This window comes from Reyranella soli (assembly GCF_007992495.1).
GTDB lineage: Bacteria > Pseudomonadota > Alphaproteobacteria > Reyranellales > Reyranellaceae > Reyranella > Reyranella soli.
Window position 1 is genome coordinate 1 of the sequence record NZ_BKAJ01000349.1, and the last position, 1567, is coordinate 1567.

Consider the following 1567-nt stretch of genomic DNA (forward strand, 5'->3'; position numbering starts at 1 on the left):
CGGAGCGGACAACGACAGTCTCACCGGCGGACCGGGTGACGACCAGCTCGAGGGCGGCGATGGCGATGATTCCCTCTCCGGCGAGGCCGGAAACGATACATTGCGAGGGGGAGCCGGCGCCGATCAGCTTCGGGGTGACGACGGTATCGACACGGCGACATACCTCACTTCAACATCTGGGCTGATTGCAGATCTTGGCTCAGCGGCGAATAACACTGGCGAGGCGGCAGGCGACACCTACTTCAACGTTGAAAATCTCACTGGATCCGCGTACGCCGACACGTTGCGCGGAAACGACGGCGACAATATCCTGACCGGCGGGGTGGGGGCCGACAGTCTCGCGGGCGGACTGGGCAGCGACACTGCGAGCTATGCCGACGCCGATTCCGGCGTAACTGCCGATCTTCAGGTGCCGGACAACAACGCCGGTGAAGCGGCTGGGGACAGCTTCGATTCGATCGAGAACCTTCGTGGTTCGTCCTATGCTGATGTGCTTCGCGGCAACGCGGACAACAACGTTCTTGGCGGAGCCGAGGGCGCCGACACGCTGGAAGGGCGCGGCAGCAACGATGAGCTCTTGGGTTATCTCGGCAACGACACTTTGGACGGCGGCGCTGGCAATGATTCAATCGATGGCGGCGCCGACACCGATACGGCAGTCTATGCCGGCAATCGTGCTGACTATACCGTCACCGGCAGCGCAGCCAGCCTGACGATCGCTGATGGTACTGCGGATCGTGACGACACCGATTCTGTAACCAACGTCGAGTTCTTCCAGTTCGCCGACGGTACCGTTGCGGCCGCTGACCTCTTTAAGGTACCGACGATTTCCATCTCGACCATCAGCGGCGACGACGTAGTCAATGCCGGCGAAAGGGCGGCGGGCTTCACCATCAGCGGCACGGCGACCGATGCCGACGGTGAGAGCGCGACCATCACGATCCGCGATGCATTCGACTCAGTCGTAGCCACCTTCATCGTGCCGGTGTCGGGTGGTAGCTGGTCGGCCATCGTGCAGGGTAGCCTGTCTGACGGCAGCTACACCGTCACCGCCGATGTCCATGATGCGGCTGGCGTTGCGGCGGCCCGGGCGACGCGGCCGCTCGCAATTGACCAGACGCCCCCGACGATTGCCATCTCGACCATTGCTGGAGACGACGTGGTCAATGCCGGCGAGGCAGCGGCGGGCTTCACTATCAGCGGCACGGCGGTGGGTGCCGACGGCGAGAACGCGACCATCACGATTCGCGATACCTCCAATGCCGTGGTCGCAAACTACACGGCGCTGGTGGTAAGTGGTGCCTGGTCAGCGAGTGTGCCAGGCAGCTTGTCGGGCGGGCTTGCTGACGGCAGCTACAGTATCACCGCCGCTGTCAACGACGGGGCTGGTAACCCGGCAAGCCCTGCAACGCGGTCGATCTCTGTCGATCAAAACGCGGGTGCGCCAACCGGGCTGGTAAGCATCGCCGGGACGGCGGTCGAGGATCAGGTGCTGACGGCGTCGAACACGCTGGCGGACGCCGATGGCCTTGGGCCGATCGGCTACCAGTGGCAGCGCGACGCGGGG

The 1567-nt window shown here is 64.0% G+C and carries 1 protein-coding gene; it reads left to right on the forward strand.

From position 1 onward, the window contains the following. The coding region (locus RSO01_RS46675) for a calcium-binding protein (RefSeq protein WP_147157458.1) at positions 1 to 1567 on the forward strand (1567 nt) is incomplete at both ends.